The following is a 14,773-nucleotide window of genomic DNA, read 5'->3' as shown; positions in this document are numbered from 1 at the left end:
ACCTCAATCAAGGTCGTTCAATGGCCAGCGTACAATGTAGTCTTCAAAGTCATTTAAATCGACCTGAGCTTCCGAAATGGTTTTATTGCGCACTGACATCTGTTTTTTATGCATAAGGCTTTTTTTACCATTGTTCAGCAATGGATGCCAGCTTGGTAAACCCCGCCCCTCATGCAAGCGTCGATAGCTGCAACTGGTTGGCATAAAAAAGATATCGGCCAGATTCTCTTTGGTCAGTTCAATGCAATCAGGAACCAAAATAGTGCGTTGATCATACTGAGTGCACTCGCACTTATGCGCATTCAGATAGCGACAGGCAATGTTGCTGTAATGCACCACTTCGCCTTCATGCAACTCATCCGTCGGTGCTAATTCAGCATCGTCATCAATAAACTTATTCAAGCAGCACTTAGCACAGCCGTCGCAAATCGCTTCCCATTCGGCCTGATCCATGTCGGCCAGAGATTTATGTTCCCAAAATTTATCTTGCAGACTCATGCGGCGATCACCTTGGTGGTCATATTCAGTTTATCGGCCAGTTGCAAGTGCAGCTCATCTCCGGGTAGCAAAGGTCCAACACCGCCAGGAGTCCCGGTCAGCACAATATCGCCTGGCTGCAAGGTAAACCAATGGGACATTTCACTGATCATCTGATAAATACCCCGGATCATATTGGCGGTAGTGCCAGACTGCCGTAGCTGTCCATTGACGCTCAGACTGAAATCCAGTTGTTGCGGGTGCTTGCACTCGGCTTGGGGGAGAAAAGGCCCCATCGGGCAAGCACCATCAAAGCCCTTTGCTATTTCCCAAGGACGACCTAGCTGTTTAAGTTGTTGTTGCACATCTCGCAGCGTCAAGTCGAGTGCCAGACTATACCCCCAAATACTGTGCTGCACTTGTTCAACCGAAGCATTTTTTAATGGCTGCTGCAGTAAAACGGCCAGCTCGGTTTCATTATGAACCGCCCCATGCTGGGTCGGAATGGCAATCGGCTGACTCAAGTCACAAAGTGCCGTCGCGGGTTTCATAAAAAACAAGGCTTCTACTGCCACCTGACTTTTCATTTCCGCAATATGGTCTTGATAGTTCTGGCCAATACAAACCACCTTGCCAACAGGTAAGGCTATAGGGTCGCCGCCTCGGGTTTTATGCTGATACATCATGCTTCTCTATGGTGAATGACTGGCGTGGCATCATGCGGCTCATTTACTCGCCTGCAGCGATTAAATCTGCCAGATAACCCACACTGGTGACAAAGTAATAGGAACGATTCCAATGCATCAGTGTTTTGTAGTTATCATAAGCCAAATAGGCGCGGCCATTTTCATTATCCGGTAAAATCAGTGCCGCTTTAATATCTCGCTCGGGTAAATCCCGGCCATCAGTACGGCGTACGCCCAGCTGTTGCCAATCGGCTAATGTCCGTTCGGTACGTGCCCACTCCTGCAACCACACCCTGTGATTTGGCGTGCCTCGCGGAATGGTATAATCCATCGAAAACCCTTCTGGCAGTTTCACTTCACGACCCCAGGTCAGGCTGTTATCCCAGCCACGGCTTTTTAAATAATTGGCAATAGAAGCAAATACATCCATCTGGTTACCCCAGATATCTTTCTTGCCATCGCCATCGAAATCCTGTGCATAGGCTAAGAATGAGCTTGGCATAAACTGGCTTTGCCCCATGGCACCGGCCCAGGAGCCTTTCATGTCTTCCAGCGCGATGTGACCATCGGCTAAGATATCCAGCGCATGAAAAAACTCGCCACGGAAAAACGCTTCCCTGCGACCTTCATAAGCAAGCGTTGCCAGCGAGGAAGGAACCGAATGATTGCCCATAAAGCGGCCAAAGCTACTCTCAAGGCCCCACAGTGCAACAATAAAGCGCCCCTGCACGCCGTAACGTGCTTCAATTTCTTTTAGTTCTTGCTGATACTGCTGATACCGCTCCCGCGCCATGCGAATGCGGGTTTCACTGACCCGTTTTGGTAAATAGGTATCTAAGGTTTCTACCCGCTCAGGCTGGCTACGATCAGCCGAGACAATACGTTCGTGGTACTCAAGGCTGGCGAACACCTGTTCGATTAACTCCGGTGAATAACCACGCTCAACAGCTTCTTGCTGCAAACCTGCCGCATACTCGGAAAAATCAGGTTTGGCAATCAGAGGAAAAGAAAATAGCACCGTTAAACCGACGGCTTGGAACCAATGACGAAGACGCATAAAACTCCCGAAATTATGAGTGTTGTTGCAAAAAAGCCTTGTTTTGTGCCAGCAAATCATCAACTGGCGGAGGCAATTGCAAATAATAGCCCTGCTCATCTAAGGCAGCGCGCACTTTGGTTAGGTCTGACTGTGCCAGAGAAGTTCGCCGATTCAAGTCCAAAATCGTGACCAGCACTGGCGTACCGAATGTTTGCAATAAGCTTTCAGGCACTGAAGCAAAGTCATCACGTCGTTTTATAAACAAATAGGTGTGCTCTTTTTTCGGACTTTTATATACCGTACATAACATAATGGAAAAACACTTTATCTAACTTGCCTAATAGTGAGCGAAACTATACCATGAAGCGATTGGCTTTGTACCGCGCTTCCAGCCATGAAGCACCTTGATTGGCGTGATTTTTGTTCAATTGCAATAAACCCATTCCAGTCTAGCTGCCTTGCTGTGTTCGTGAGCGGTTTTTTCGATCATATAACAGCACTATACGATCAATAACACGAGCAATAATAAAATAATAGCTACCATACGGATCGCCGTGATCAGCAGACAACCTACAATACAGATGACCCAAACTACATTATGTCAGAACCATTTTTTGAGCTGAAAGGCAGCCTGTTTCCGCTGTCCGTGATCCATAGTACGGATCTATCCGAGGCAGCCATTCGTGCGGCTTTGGAACAAAAGTTATCTCAGGCCCCGGCTTTTTTTCATCAAGCTGCCATGGTCATCCAGCTAACACCTGAACACGATGCCATTGATTTCATCGCTTTGAAGCATTTGTTTCAAGAGCTAAAACTGGTGTTGGTTGGTGTTAGTGGCGCTAGCCCAGAACAAAAAGCATTAGCACAGCAAGCTGGTTTGGCCTCGTTACGACTTGGCCAAAACAGCAAACCGAGCCCAAGCCAACCTCAAACGACGGAATCAACATCCAGCTCGGAGGTTCGGGTTGAAGAAGTGCCGATGCAAACCAAGCTGGTGGAGCAAAACATTCGCTCAGGCCAACAAATTTATGCCAAAGGTGCCGATTTAATTATTTGCGGAGCCGTAGGTGCCGGGGCTGAGGTGATCGCCGATGGCAATATTCATATTTATGGCTCGCTGCGTGGCAAGGCCATTGCCGGAGCGGCCGGAGATAGCAGTAAACGTATTTATTGTCAGAACCTGCAAGCTGAATTGGTGTCAATAGCTGGACACTATTGGCTGAGTGAAAGCTTACAGGGTGACTACTGGACGAAGCAGTGTTGCATCCAGATGCAAGGCGACAGCATCGCAATTCGCGACCTGTAAATTATCAATTGACCGATTTGTATGAAGGAATTTATTACCATGGCTAAAATTATCGTGGTTACATCAGGAAAAGGTGGCGTTGGTAAGACAACTTCCAGCGCTGCTATTGGTACCGGTCTGGCTTTGAAAGGCCACAAAACCGTCATTGTCGATTTTGATATCGGCTTGCGTAATCTCGACTTGATTATGGGCTGCGAACGCCGGGTTGTGTATGATTTTGTCAATGTGATTAATGGTGAAGCCAACCTAAAGCAAGCGCTGATTAAAGATAAACGCTTGGATAACTTATTTATTCTGCCTGCGTCTCAGACTCGTGACAAAGATGCTCTGACCAAGGAAGGCGTTGATAAAGTATTGCAAGATCTTGCAAAAGACTTTGAATTTATTATTTGTGATTCTCCTGCTGGCATCGAAGCCGGCGCCATGATGGCGCTTTATTTTGCTGATGAAGCCGTGGTAGTGACTAACCCGGAAGTCTCTTCAGTACGGGATTCAGATCGGATCTTAGGCATGCTGAGCAGCAAGTCGCGCCGAGCAGAGAATAGTGAAGAATCCATTAAGGAGCACCTGCTACTAACCCGCTACAACCCTGAGCGAGTGGCTAAAGGTGAAATGCTCAGTGTTGAGGATGTGCAAGATATTCTGGCCATTCCATTATTGGGTGTAATCCCAGAGTCGCAAGCTGTATTGAACGCCTCAAACTCGGGTCAGCCGGTGACGCTTGACCAAGAAAGTGATGCCGGTCAGGCCTATCTGGATACGGTCAGTCGTTTACTGGGTGAAAATGTCGATTTCCGCTTCTTGTCGGTGGAGAAAAAAGGACTGTTAAAACGGATTTTTGGAGGGTAACGCATGTCATTACTGGATTATTTTCGCTCGACCAAGAAGAAAAGCGCCAGCACCGCCAAAGAACGGCTGCAGATTATCGTTGCTCATGAGCGCAACCGTCGTTCCGGCCCTGATTATCTACCGCAATTGGAGCGCGATATACTGGAGGTGATCCGCAAGTATGTGGATATTCCAGCCGATCAAATCTCTGTATCTCTGGAGCAACGCTCTGATGAGCTCTCGGTACTAGAGCTCAATGTAAGCTTTCCAGACGAAAAACGCTAAGCGTTCATTGCCAACACCATAATACACGCTACCTTCTCGACAGCAGCAAGCAAATACAAGCACAAAAAAAGCCCACCTTACGGTGGGCTAAGCTGCACATCAGTCAGGATGTGGACACAGAATACCAGCAAACTGTATTAGTCTTGCGGTACAAAATCATCCATCAAAATTAGTCCGACGTCGGCCATCAAACCTGCACCATCACGAGCGATTGCGGTGTAGATAGCATTTGCTTCCAGATCCAGTGTCACCGGACCAATGGCGGCTGTTTTACTGTCAGCTGGTGTTACAGTGACTACGTAGCTGCCTGCGGCCAATGATACATACCCGGTTTCTTGCTTAAACTCGACACCGGCAAAAGCAGGCTCTGCATCAGTAATATCTGCAGTCGCTGTGACATAAATATCAACCGGACCGGCTAAAGTAGAGCCATGCACAATGCGAACTTGAGCTTCAGTAGCAATTCGACGTGGCTGATCAACCAATACCAATGGTTCAATGGTATCTTCGGTCAATGAGCCTACAGCGAGTACGCTGGCAAAAGCACCGGCAACCAAGTCCAAATCAGCATCAATCACTACTACGCTATTATCAGCATTGGCAGCGACTTTCACGTTGTATGTGTCTGGTGCAACACCTAAGTAGTCGGTAAAATCAGGGAAAGCCAGATCTTCTACCAGTTTTGCATCATCATTCGCAATCACATCTACTGCTGGTGCATCTGAAACATTGTGTACCACACGAACAGATGAAGTTGCACCCGCGTCAATCACATCAAAAAAATCACCATCTGGTGCGATAGCTAGTAAAGACACCGGTGAATCACCAGAGAAACGGCTGTTTATAGCAGCAACCACCAGATCAGTACCAGCGGCTAAATCCAGAGTTCCGCTGTCAAACACGACTGCATCTTCACCGGGTAAGGTAATACGAACACGGTACTCACCTGCACCAACATCAAGTGCGCTGGTAGAGTCTTTGTAATCCAAGGTGGCAAGCGGAGCACCTAAGTCATCATCTGGAGCAGTGACGTGGATATCAACTGCGGGGACTTCGTAAGCGGCATGCACTACCTGCAAACGAATGTTTCCTTCAGCAATATCTTCAATGTCCGAAGTCACCACCAATGGCTCGATGGTACCATCTGCAGCAGAACCCACTGCAAATACCTTGTAGTTGGTTACTTCCATCAGATCTAAATCAACTGGACCTATCACGGTAGCTGTATCACCACCAGGCAACAGAGCATCAACTGCAACACTATAGGTGTCTGGTGCCAGTTCAAGTCGACCTGAGCTTTCGGCATAAGACAGTGCCTCGACTGCAACATCGTCGTTGGCAAGAATATTAACATCTGGTGCATCAAAGACAGCGTGAACCACACGCAACGATGCATCAACCACTACCGGTGGTGGAGGCGGTGGTGGTGGATTGATAATAACTTCAGGATCGCTACTACTGTTGCAAGCGGCTAATGATGCAATGATAGCTGTAGAAACAGCCAGTCGTTTTATTCCTTTCATTGTTTTTTGCCCTTTTGATTGGAAGTTGCCTGGAAAGTTACGGCAAGCATTCATGCAGGGATCAAAAAAATACTTATAAAAAATAAAACGTTATCATGCAAAAAAAAGACTGAACCAAAAACCTAACCAAACGTATAAAATTGGTTAAGCACTAAACACTCGTAGGTTTGCTAGGTTTGCGAATGCCTAAACGCTCTGACCAGGGTAAATAGCGCTGCAATAAGTCACGACGCCAACCTCGTAATAGCTCAGGTTCTGGTAACTCAGCGCGGACTTCAGGGCTGACCCGCCAACACCAGTTCAAAAGTTCGGTTTGTTGTCGCTTAGTCGCCAGTAGCTCGGCCGGCACACCTTCACTTTCTGCCGCTCGCTGCACAGCCTGACGGATATGACTCATGGCTTCACGATAACCGGGGAAATGTTCAGCATCATAAAAAGGGTGTGGCCACTCCGAAGTCTCGCCATCAACAGCTTGCTCAATTAAGGCCAGTATGTGGCTGCCATGACGACGTAACTCCCGCTCAGGTAAATCACGAATAGCGAGCAATTGTGACATAGTACCGGGACTTCGTTTTGCCAGCTCAAATAGTTGAGCATCTTTAAAGATAAAGGTCAGAGCTAAATCTTTACTGCGGGCGTACTGAATACGCCACTCGGTCAGCCGTTGCAGTACAGCCAAGGCACGAGGGCTTAACTGCCAACTGTTTTTAATATCGATAAAACGCAAATGATCCGGCCACTGCATACTTCGCCGCAGCATTAGCTGCTCAGACTCTAACTGCAGTAATTCCACTCGTTCTGGTGATAGCTGCTGCATAAGATGTTGATACACAGGTAGCAAATACAGCACGTCGTTAGCCGCATACTGTAATTGAGCATCGCGCAATGGTCTGGCTAACCAATTGGTTCGTGACTCGCCTTTATCCAGCTGCTCCCCGGTAAAACGCTCTACTAAAGCAGCAAAACCAACACTGGCTCCCATACCAAGGACTAAAGCCGCCATTTGCGTATCAATCAATGGCCTGATCAGTTCAACGCCGATCGTTGCTAAAGCTTCGATATCTTCCATGCAAGCATGCATCACCTTAACCACATTTGGGTTGGCGAGCAGTTGCTGAAAAGGCAACCAGTCAGAGATAGTAAGTGGATCAACCAATGCTAGCTGTTCACCATCATACAACTGGATCAGCCCCAGCTTGGGCACTAAAGTGCTTTGCCGAATAAACTCGGTATCCAGCATCAACACTTTTTGCGAAGAAGCCTGCAAACAATAACGCTGCAGGCTTTGATTGTCATTAATGAAGGGTATCAAAAGCGCTCAGGACTCCCGTAGTTCGCGACGCAATATCTTACCCACATTGGTTTTAGGCAATTCATCACGAAACTCGACCTGCTTAGGTACTTTGTAGCCAGTCAAATTTTGCTTGCAGTGTGCAATGAGCTCTTCTTCGGTCAGTGACGGATCTTTTTTCACCACGAAAAGTTTGACTACTTCGCCAGCTGCTTCATTCGCAACCCCAACTGCAGCTACTTCCAACACTTTGTCGTTCATGGCAGCTACTTCTTCAATTTCATTCGGGAATACGTTAAAGCCAGACACCAAAATCATGTCTTTTTTCCGATCTACGATATAGAAAAAACCTTCCTCGTCCATCCGGGCAATATCACCGGTATAAAGCCAACCATCCTTAATGGTTTTTTCGGTTTCATCAGGGCGATTGTAGTAACCCTTCATCACCTGAGGACCTTGCACAATCATTTCGCCAGGTTCTCCGGCAGCAACATCCTGCCCCTCTTCATCAACAATGCGGATCAACGTAGATGGAGCTGGCAAGCCAATACTACCGGTGAAGCCTTCGGCATCGTAAGGAACAATCGTTACCAACGGACAGCACTCCGTTAAACCATAGCCCTCTAACAACCTTGTCTTGGTCATTTTTTGCCAACGCTCAGCCACTGGCCGTTGTACAGCCATGCCGCCACCTAAAGACAGCTTAAGGGTACTGAAATCAATCTCAGTGAAACCAGGCGTATTCATCAGGCCATTGAACAAAGTATTCACGCCGGTGAGTGCAGTGAATGGGAAGGATTTAAGCTCTTTAATGAAGTTGGGCATATCCCGGGGGTTGGTAATTAATAAGTTAGTACCACCATACTTCATAAACACCAGCAAGTTCGCTGTTAAGGCAAAGATATGGTAGAGCGGTAATGCCGTTACGACCTGTTCTTTACCTTCTTCTAAAATAGGATCCAAGCAGCCTGCTGCTTGCTCTAAATTAGCCACCATATTGCGATGCGTTAGCATGGCGCCTTTTGACACACCTGTGGTACCCCCGGTATATTGCAAAAAGGCAAGATCTGAGCCATCAATATCTGGTGCTTGATACTTTAAATGCTGGCCTTTATCCAACACTTGCTTAAACGGGATCACACCAGTCAATTGATAAGCGGGCACCAGCTTTTTCACATGCTTAACGACCAGATTGACGATGGTTCCTTTCAGGGTACCGAGCATATCGCCCATCTTGGTCAGAATGACATGTTCAACTTTTACTTTCTTGCGAACTGCTGCCAGGGTATGGGCAAAATTTTCGACGATTACTATGGCTTTGGCTTTGGAGTCATTAAGCTGATGCTCAAGCTCGCGTGGGGTATACAGTGGATTGACATTGACCACGGTACAGCCTGCCCGCAAGGTGCCGATTATCGCTACCGGATCTTGCAGTAAATTTGGCATCATAATGGCTACAGCATCGCCTTTACCTAAACCAAGCTCTTTTTGCAGATAGGCAGCAAAGGCTTTCGTTAACTTATCAAATTCACGATAAGTAATGCCTTTGCCCATGTTGATAAAGGCTGTGTGATCAGGGAATTTATTGATACTCTGCTCAATAATATCCAATAGGGAATGGTAATGATCGGCATTAATTTCAGCTGGCACACCGGCTGGATAACGTTCTAACCAAACTTTCTCCACCGTCCTCTCCTCAAGTTCTTTGTCTTTTTTCTGTTTTATTATACTAAGTCAGCTCATTACTAAACTGGAGCGCTCAGGTCATTGAGTTTTTACTCTATTTTGCATCATCCCATAAAATGACTATGTTCACAATCCGGTTTAATCTATCCCAGTTTGGCATTCAACACAAAACTCAGCAAGCCATGTCGCAACTAATGTCGCCACCAAAGCAGCTTCTGTCATGTGACAATGATGCCCACCCAACACTTGCTTGACGGCTATCGATTGATAATTACGAAGTAGTTTTTCAGGCTGAGTTTTAAACATACCATCTTCCGCCAAAATCGCCAGTACAGGACATTCAACTGCACGGATAAGCGCTGTTGCTTGTTCCATAGTCATGCGGTAAACCGACTGATGTCGTAGTCGCATATCTGCTCGCCAACTCACGCCGGCTTGATCACGCTCAGTGCCCCGCTCAGCCAATATTAACGCTTGTTGCATCGAAAAATCACTTTGCTTATGTCTGGCTTCAGCGGCTTTTTGTAAGGTTGTATAACGTGGCCTGCGTCCAGCCGGGCGTGCCAAGCGAGATTCGATACCCCGTCTCAATTGCGCGGGCACTTCGTTCTCGTCTGTGGTGATAAAACCAAGGCTATCGATCAAGACCAGTTTAGCCACCAGCTCAGGAAAGCTGGCGGCCAATGCGGTGGCAACCATTCCTCCCATCGAATGACCAATAACGGTTAACTGTTGCCATTGCTGCTGTCGGCAAAGAGCAACAAGATCATGCACCCAATCAAAAAAATAATAATGGGCATCAGCGCTACGATGGCTCGAGTGACCATGTCCCGGGAAATCGAGCGCCAACAAAGGTTCATTGCTTAGCTTGGCAGCCAGTGGCAGAAAACTGGCGGCATTATCCAACCAGCCATGCAAACAAAGGATCGGCGGCTTGTCATCGGCAAAACTCTCATCATGGCTGAGGCCCGCCCAGGTCAGACCGCCTACTTGAAATGAATGCGCATACTGCATACTAATTTGGTTTGATAAACTTTAACGTCATACGGTCACTTTCACCGATTGCGAGGTATTTGTCACTGTCTTGCGATCCCATGGCTAAGGTCGGTGGTAGGTTGTACACACCACGCGGATGATCTCGGGTATCCAAAGGGTTGGCATTAATCTCGCTGCGATCAAGCAGTTCGAAACCTATGCTTTCAGCCACTCGGATGATATAGGCTTCATCCAGGTAACCTTCAGATGCGGTACTGCTTATATCAGATAATCGACTAGACCGGTGCTCGACCATCCCCAAAATCCCACCAGGTTTCAGCACATGAAAAAAGGCAGTCAAGCTTTGCAGCAAGGTGCCTTCTTGATCCAAGATATGCGCATTTCGAAAACTCAGCACACGGTCATATGAAGCTTCCTGTCCAAGCTGAAGCAGCTCTGGCGGATCAAAAGACAACTGCTGTACAGCACCAAAATAATCAGGGTAGCTTTCAATGCGCTCCGATAAATCGCGACTGATCCGAGCCCAAAATCGTTGCTGTCCGTCTTCTTCATCCAACTGGAACTGACGATGATGCGCAATGGTCAACTGACCATTCTCTTTTAAGTAAGGTGCCAAAATTTCGGTATACCAGCCACGAGCTGGCCAAATCTCGAGCACTTGATGCTTTGGTTTTACCTCAAAAAACAGCAGCGTATCCACTGGGTTTCGAAATGAATTACGAGCAATATGCGCCTCAGATCGAAGATCGTGATTGGCAAAATACTGCAATGAAGCAGCATCTGGTTGCTCAGGAGTAGTGATCAATTCTCCGGCCTGAACTGCGGACAGACAAAGCACAGACCAGAGTAGTAAGTACGCATTTATTGGTTTCGTTATTAGCGTCATTGGACAACCTTTGATTGAAATACAAAGCATGACTTTACGGAAATACAAACGTTAACAATTTATCTGAACTCAGCATGGCAGGAAAGTTCATAGATACCAAGTTTTAAGCAACTAAATCGCTGAAAAAGCGTTATTTGTCGTACAAAGCAGGCAATCAGGCCATATGCTTTTGTAACTGTATCCGAGTTTAGATACACTAGCCAGTAAACCACATACGGCCTCGGAGCCTCTATGCGTCTCACTATTTTGCTACTAAGCGCTTTATTCTTCTTGTTAGCCTGTGCGCAATCCTCACAGATTGAGCAGACCAATACCCAACAACCCGCCCCCCAAAATATCATTTTTATGATTGGTGATGGTATGGGGCCTTCATATCTGACGGCTTATCGTTACTATCTCGCGGAAGGAAAGCAAACCGAGATTGAACCAACCATCTACGATGAACTTTGGAGTGGTATGTCCAGCACTTGGCCGGACGATCAAACATTGGTTACTGATTCTGCAGCATCGGCAACCGCACTTGCCACGGGTGTAAAAAGCTTCAACGGTGCCATTTCGGTCGATCAACAACACCTGCCGATTGGCACCATGATGCAGCAGGCCAAACGTTTGGGTAAAGCCAATGGCATTGTAGCAAGCTCACAGATCAATCATGCAACTCCGGCTGCCTTTTTAGCTCACAATCCAAGTCGCCGTAATATGGATGCTATCGCGGATATGTATGTCGATTACCGTATCAATGACCGTCCGGTTGCAGATGTCATGCTCGGCGGTGGTAGCCGCCACTTTATTCGTGACGATAGAAACCTGGTCAATGAGCTGCAACAGCTAGACTATCAATACGCTGCCAGCTGGGATGAACTCAACAAGCTAACTCGAGCCCCTGCCATGGCCTTATTGGCTGAAGGAGGATTGCCTTCTGTACTCAACCAACCTATTGAGGCTCCTTTGCAACATTTAACCAGCAAGGCTTTGGAATTGCTTGCGCCCAGCCAGCAAGGGTTTGTGCTGATGGTAGAAGGCAGCCAAATTGACTGGTGTGGGCATGCCAACGATATTGCTTGCGCCATGGCAGAGATGCATGATTTTGCCTTAGCCATACAAACCGCCAAGGCCTTTGTCGATGCGAACCCGGATACCTTACTGATTATTACCGCAGATCATGAAACCGGCGGCCTTTCACTGGGTGCCAATGGTGTCTATGAGTGGCGGGCCGATTTGATTTACGGAGTGCAGCATACCGTTCGTGAACTGACCAACCGCTTTAGCGACGTTGCAGAGCACGATGTAGCAGAGCTTTGGCGCCACCATACTAATTTACCTCTGACTGACGACCAGCTCGCCAACATAATAGCCGCTCAACATGACAAAGATGATTTGTATTGGGTACTCAATCAGCTAATCAATGACGCCACCCGCACCGGTTGGACCACAACCGGTCATACCGCTGCGGATGTTCCCGTCTTGGCGTATGGAGTTGGTGCCGAGCAATTTCATGGCTTTATGGATAATACCGATATTGCCCAGCGACTCATGCAAATGATCAACGCCTCAGCGCGCAGCCAATAACTGTCTGCGCAACCTCGGAGCACTGGTATCAGGATGCAACCAGATATCAAAAAAAGCGGGGCCAAAGGCACTATCTTCGATGCGGCCTGTCGGTTCATCATTCATAAAAAATTCCACGCTCATGTCTGGCTGTAGTAATGCAGCCAGCCGATCACCCTTATTCACATCCTGCCAAATGTCTTGTAGTTGCTCTGCCCATTGCTGCTGCTCATCCTCAGAGCTATGGCCTAAATGCTGCCATTGATCGATAGTGGCATCGATAAACTGTTGTTTGGTAATGCTACGCTGATAAGTCAACTCGAGCAGTAATGGTGTACTTTGTTGATAATCATTGAATTCACCTTGCTCACTGAATAACCGAGCTTCGTATAGATTCCATAACAGGTAGCGAAAACTGCCTTCACCCACTTTTTGCAGTTCAGGCATGGCTTGCGCCGAACTAAAAACCAGTACAAAGCTTAAGCTAAGTAACCATCTGCTACTGAGTAACCACCTGCGCATGCAATCTCTCCTTTGGTAATTTTGCGTAATAATATGCTAGCAAGGCCCACACTACAGCGAGGCAAACCCACGAAATCCAGCCTAAAGGCATAGTAAGAATACCTCCACTTAGCACTGCACCGCCCAAATATGACATAGGTCCGCCGATAGCTCCCATCAAAGGCGCCAGCCAGAGTGGCTTTAAAAGATCAGCAAAGGCCTCAACCACCGTCAAAGCAAACAAGCACCATAACACTAGAAACCAAAGCGGTAACCAGCCGGAGGTGCTAAAGCTCATTACCCCTAACCACACCAACAAACTATCGAGTACAATACCGATAAGCGCCAATTGCACTACTAAGGTTTGTTGGGTTCTGCCCAATCGCAGCCATGCCCAGCCAACGTAGATAGCCACAGGCAGTACAGCCCACAGCTGAAATATAACTAAAGCCAGCCAGCCCAGTTCAAAACAAATTAATGCCCGCCACTTCATGGTTTCATGCCTCTGGCAACAACTAATCGTAAACGATAGGGGAGGATCCGCAGCACATTTAAGCTCCACACCAGCCGTTTCGGAAAACGAATACGTGCCCGACGTTGAGCAATACCCTGACTGATGCGCTTTACCGCTTCGTCGCTCGATATTAAAAAAGGCATATCAAACTCATTTTTTTTGGTCAGTGGTGTATCAACAAAGCCTGGCTCAATCAAGCATACGTCCACTCCATTACCAGACCAATCTACCCGCAGACTTTCCGTAAAATAACTAACGGCGGCTTTACTGGCGCCGTAGGCTTCCGCTTTGGTAAAAGGAAATACATGAGCCAAACTGCTGACGATAGCCAACTGACTTTGTTGCCCTGCTTTTAGCAATGGCAACAACAGCGGTACAAGCGCCACAATAGCAAAGAAGTTAATGGCAAAAGTTTGTTCAAAATCACTTAACTGGAGTTGCTCAGCATCCACGTAAATGCAGGTACCCGCATTGAGAATAACTAAATCCAGTGATGGGCAATCGGCGGTAATCTCTGCGACTAGTGTCGATAGCGCAGCGCTATCTGTCAGATCACAGGCCATAGGTACGATAGTACTATGCTCAAGTGAGAGTTCCTGTAATGCTGCTTCAGAGCGGGCAACAGCATAAACGCGCCAGCCGTTGTGGGCATAATGACAGGCTAACGCTCTACCAATACCAGAGCTAGCGCCTGTAATGAAACATGATTTCATACAATTCCCTGTCATGAATACTGATCAGTAGTGATTGGTTAATATTATTAATACGCGGCAGCGTAGTCAGACGATCACGAAGGAATGGTGTTAAAAAGAATAAAGACGCTCAGGCGAATAAATCGATGCCGAGCATGCTTTGGATTTCTGCTCGTTGTGATTGGTTGGCTACGTCTTGATAAGCAGCAATACCACTATTGTTTCTGACTCCATCGAGACGATTATTGGCATTTGAGTTGCGCTCAGCGTCGATTTCCAGTAACTCGACGGCTCGTTCAGACCGGCGAATGCCTTGTTGTTGCGGACGTTGTTCTTGCGGACGTTGTATAGATTCGGAGCGATCCACCGGCGCAGGTGAACGAGCAGGCAGATCCCGAAAGATCCCCGCAACACCACCCGCTGGAAAATTGCTGTCAAAGCCAACGCTCATGGCCACACTACTCCGCCAGAATTGTAGAAAGGATGTATTGTATAAAACATCACCAGTATAACCA

The 14,773-nt window shown here is 47.4% G+C and carries 17 protein-coding genes; 4 read left to right on the top strand and 13 right to left on the bottom strand.

The window, feature by feature from the left end:
* Window positions 1–3 precede the first annotated feature (3 nt).
* From Q3O60_RS00500 to Q3O60_RS00485, 4 genes are read right to left on the bottom strand one after another with little or no spacing between them, the layout of a single operon-like run.
* Window positions 4–498 (bottom strand): YcgN family cysteine cluster protein, encoded by a 495-nt coding sequence (locus Q3O60_RS00500; protein ID WP_305891944.1) that lies wholly within the window; start codon window positions 496–498, stop codon window positions 4–6.
* A complete protein-coding gene (locus Q3O60_RS00495) occupies window positions 495–1,160 on the bottom strand; it encodes a fumarylacetoacetate hydrolase family protein (RefSeq protein WP_305892089.1) in 666 nt (221 codons plus the stop codon). Before Q3O60_RS00495 ends, Q3O60_RS00500 begins: the two co-directional genes overlap by 4 nt.
* A 46-nt stretch (window positions 1,161–1,206) precedes the next feature.
* Window positions 1,207–2,220 (bottom strand): lytic murein transglycosylase, encoded by a 1,014-nt coding sequence (locus tag Q3O60_RS00490; RefSeq protein ID WP_305891943.1) that lies wholly within the window; start codon window positions 2,218–2,220, stop codon window positions 1,207–1,209.
* 13 nt (window positions 2,221–2,233) lie between these two features.
* On the bottom strand, window positions 2,234–2,512 hold the full coding sequence (locus tag Q3O60_RS00485) for a YcgL domain-containing protein (protein WP_305891942.1): 279 nt from the start codon (window positions 2,510–2,512) through the stop codon (window positions 2,234–2,236).
* Between the two features lie 288 nt (window positions 2,513–2,800).
* On the opposite strand from Q3O60_RS00485, the gene minC reads away from it, so the two are divergent.
* The 3 genes from minC to minE are packed head-to-tail and all read left to right on the top strand — an operon-like array spanning window position 2,801 to window position 4,621.
* On the top strand, window positions 2,801–3,508 hold the full coding sequence (minC, locus tag Q3O60_RS00480; protein ID WP_305891941.1) for a septum site-determining protein MinC: 708 nt from the start codon (window positions 2,801–2,803) through the stop codon (window positions 3,506–3,508).
* Between the two features lie 39 nt (window positions 3,509–3,547).
* Complete coding sequence (gene minD, locus Q3O60_RS00475; protein WP_305891940.1) at window positions 3,548–4,357, top strand: septum site-determining protein MinD; 810 nt, start codon at window positions 3,548–3,550, stop codon at window positions 4,355–4,357.
* A 3-nt stretch (window positions 4,358–4,360) separates the two neighbouring features.
* Window positions 4,361–4,621, top strand: coding sequence for a cell division topological specificity factor MinE (minE, locus tag Q3O60_RS00470; RefSeq protein WP_228591508.1), 261 nt, complete (start codon window positions 4,361–4,363; stop codon window positions 4,619–4,621).
* A 137-nt stretch (window positions 4,622–4,758) separates the two neighbouring features.
* Here minE and Q3O60_RS00465 read toward each other — a convergent pair whose 3' ends face one another.
* The 5 genes from Q3O60_RS00465 to Q3O60_RS00445 form a co-directional block, all read right to left on the bottom strand.
* The gene (locus Q3O60_RS00465) at window positions 4,759–6,144 is read right to left on the bottom strand and encodes a DUF4397 domain-containing protein (RefSeq protein WP_305891939.1); all 1,386 of its coding nucleotides are present in this window, start codon (window positions 6,142–6,144) and stop codon (window positions 4,759–4,761) included.
* A 151-nt stretch (window positions 6,145–6,295) separates the two neighbouring features.
* Entirely contained in the window at window positions 6,296–7,456 is a 1,161-nt protein-coding gene (gene rnd, locus Q3O60_RS00460; RefSeq protein ID WP_305891938.1) for a ribonuclease D, read from the bottom strand.
* 6 nt (window positions 7,457–7,462) lie between these two features.
* Window positions 7,463–9,121, bottom strand: coding sequence for a long-chain-fatty-acid--CoA ligase FadD (fadD, locus tag Q3O60_RS00455; RefSeq protein WP_305891937.1), 1,659 nt, complete (start codon window positions 9,119–9,121; stop codon window positions 7,463–7,465).
* Window positions 9,122–9,259: 138 nt separating this feature from the next.
* Window positions 9,260–10,135, bottom strand: coding sequence for an alpha/beta fold hydrolase (locus tag Q3O60_RS00450; protein WP_305891936.1), 876 nt, complete (start codon window positions 10,133–10,135; stop codon window positions 9,260–9,262).
* 1 nt (window position 10,136) lies between these two features.
* Window positions 10,137–11,003 (bottom strand): class I SAM-dependent methyltransferase, encoded by an 867-nt coding sequence (locus Q3O60_RS00445; RefSeq protein WP_305891935.1) that lies wholly within the window; start codon window positions 11,001–11,003, stop codon window positions 10,137–10,139.
* A gap of 231 nt (window positions 11,004–11,234) precedes the next feature.
* On the opposite strand from Q3O60_RS00445, the gene Q3O60_RS00440 reads away from it, so the two are divergent.
* Complete coding sequence (locus Q3O60_RS00440; protein ID WP_305891934.1) at window positions 11,235–12,572, top strand: alkaline phosphatase; 1,338 nt, start codon at window positions 11,235–11,237, stop codon at window positions 12,570–12,572.
* On the opposite strand, the gene Q3O60_RS00435 is transcribed toward Q3O60_RS00440, so the two are convergent.
* The 4 genes from Q3O60_RS00435 to Q3O60_RS00420 form a co-directional block, all read right to left on the bottom strand.
* A complete protein-coding gene (locus tag Q3O60_RS00435; protein WP_305891933.1) occupies window positions 12,555–13,073 on the bottom strand; it encodes a chalcone isomerase family protein in 519 nt (172 codons plus the stop codon). The genes Q3O60_RS00440 and Q3O60_RS00435 overlap by 18 nt on opposite strands.
* Window positions 13,051–13,545, bottom strand: coding sequence for a DUF2878 domain-containing protein (locus tag Q3O60_RS00430; RefSeq protein ID WP_305891932.1), 495 nt, complete (start codon window positions 13,543–13,545; stop codon window positions 13,051–13,053). Before Q3O60_RS00430 ends, Q3O60_RS00435 begins: the two co-directional genes overlap by 23 nt.
* Window positions 13,542–14,279 (bottom strand): SDR family NAD(P)-dependent oxidoreductase, encoded by a 738-nt coding sequence (locus tag Q3O60_RS00425; RefSeq protein WP_305891931.1) that lies wholly within the window; start codon window positions 14,277–14,279, stop codon window positions 13,542–13,544. Before Q3O60_RS00425 ends, Q3O60_RS00430 begins: the two co-directional genes overlap by 4 nt.
* A 109-nt stretch (window positions 14,280–14,388) precedes the next feature.
* Window positions 14,389–14,709 (bottom strand): hypothetical protein, encoded by a 321-nt coding sequence (locus Q3O60_RS00420; protein WP_305891930.1) that lies wholly within the window; start codon window positions 14,707–14,709, stop codon window positions 14,389–14,391.
* Window positions 14,710–14,773: the final 64 nt, after the last annotated feature.

The organism is Alkalimonas collagenimarina (assembly GCF_030717845.1).
GTDB classification, from domain to species: Bacteria; Pseudomonadota; Gammaproteobacteria; order Enterobacterales; family Alteromonadaceae; genus Alkalimonas; species Alkalimonas collagenimarina.
Note: the sequence above shows the minus strand (reverse complement) of the source record. Positions and strands in the feature narration are given on the sequence as shown.

Excerpts from the sequence above, each read along its gene's own strand:
- Q3O60_RS00500 (WP_305891944.1), bottom strand. The coding sequence starts at position 498 with ATGAGTCTGCAAGATAAATTTTGGGAACATAAATCTCTGGCCGACATG.
- Q3O60_RS00495 (WP_305892089.1), bottom strand. The coding sequence starts at position 1,160 with ATGTATCAGCATAAAACCCGAGGCGGCGACCCTATAGCCTTACCTGTT.
- Q3O60_RS00490 (WP_305891943.1), bottom strand. The coding sequence starts at position 2,220 with ATGCGTCTTCGTCATTGGTTCCAAGCCGTCGGTTTAACGGTGCTATTT.
- Q3O60_RS00485 (WP_305891942.1), bottom strand. The coding sequence starts at position 2,512 with ATGTTATGTACGGTATATAAAAGTCCGAAAAAAGAGCACACCTATTTG.
- minC (WP_305891941.1), top strand. The coding sequence starts at position 2,801 with ATGTCAGAACCATTTTTTGAGCTGAAAGGCAGCCTGTTTCCGCTGTCC.
- minD (WP_305891940.1), top strand. The coding sequence starts at position 3,548 with ATGGCTAAAATTATCGTGGTTACATCAGGAAAAGGTGGCGTTGGTAAG.
- minE (WP_228591508.1), top strand. The coding sequence starts at position 4,361 with ATGTCATTACTGGATTATTTTCGCTCGACCAAGAAGAAAAGCGCCAGC.
- Q3O60_RS00465 (WP_305891939.1), bottom strand. The coding sequence starts at position 6,144 with ATGAAAGGAATAAAACGACTGGCTGTTTCTACAGCTATCATTGCATCA.
- Q3O60_RS00450 (WP_305891936.1), bottom strand. The coding sequence starts at position 10,135 with ATGCAGTATGCGCATTCATTTCAAGTAGGCGGTCTGACCTGGGCGGGC.
- Q3O60_RS00445 (WP_305891935.1), bottom strand. The coding sequence starts at position 11,003 with ATGACGCTAATAACGAAACCAATAAATGCGTACTTACTACTCTGGTCT.
- Q3O60_RS00440 (WP_305891934.1), top strand. The coding sequence starts at position 11,235 with ATGCGTCTCACTATTTTGCTACTAAGCGCTTTATTCTTCTTGTTAGCC.
- Q3O60_RS00435 (WP_305891933.1), bottom strand. The coding sequence starts at position 13,073 with ATGCGCAGGTGGTTACTCAGTAGCAGATGGTTACTTAGCTTAAGCTTT.
- Q3O60_RS00430 (WP_305891932.1), bottom strand. The coding sequence starts at position 13,545 with ATGAAGTGGCGGGCATTAATTTGTTTTGAACTGGGCTGGCTGGCTTTA.
- Q3O60_RS00425 (WP_305891931.1), bottom strand. The coding sequence starts at position 14,279 with ATGAAATCATGTTTCATTACAGGCGCTAGCTCTGGTATTGGTAGAGCG.
- Q3O60_RS00420 (WP_305891930.1), bottom strand. The coding sequence starts at position 14,709 with ATGAGCGTTGGCTTTGACAGCAATTTTCCAGCGGGTGGTGTTGCGGGG.